Source organism: Clostridium sp. AM42-4, assembly GCF_003480105.1.
Classification (GTDB): domain Bacteria; phylum Bacillota; class Clostridia; order Lachnospirales; family Lachnospiraceae; genus Brotaphodocola.
The window spans coordinates 550-1,000 of the sequence record NZ_QUIK01000055.1 but is presented as its reverse complement, the minus strand read 5'-3'; the positions used below and the strand labels follow the sequence as shown (position 1 = coordinate 1,000).

Annotated in this window: 1 pseudogene; it reads left to right on the top strand. The window is 40.4% G+C overall.

The window, feature by feature from the left end:
- Positions 1-451: pseudogene (locus DW922_RS18230) on the top strand (hybrid sensor histidine kinase/response regulator); the annotation flags it as partial.

The window sequence follows — 451 nt, the reverse complement described above, 5'->3', positions numbered from 1 at the left end:
GATCCTTTATTGACATTGCAGCCTGCGCCAGAAAAGATGCACCGGGTATCGTTGCAATCTATTACTACACATCTCCTGAATTTGCCAGAAACTATACGCTGACGATACAGGGGCTTTTAAATGGTTATAGTATCCAGAAAGATGGAACGATTATCGTTGCAGACGACGGAATCGTTGTTGCCAGCAATAATGAGAGCCTGTTGGGACAGAATACAGCCGACAACGAAGTTGTTCAGGCAATGAAAAAGCATACAGACAGTCAGCATATCTATCATTTTAAGAAGGAAGGAATTGGAGGTTATGGAATCATGCTGAAACAGCGTGATTATTATATCTACGCATATCTTCCGGATACGGAAGTGTTTTGTAATCTTCCATTAAGTGTTATAGGTGTTATTTTTCTTTATTTTCTGATGTCCGGCATATTCTGGTTCTGGACATACAGAACCAA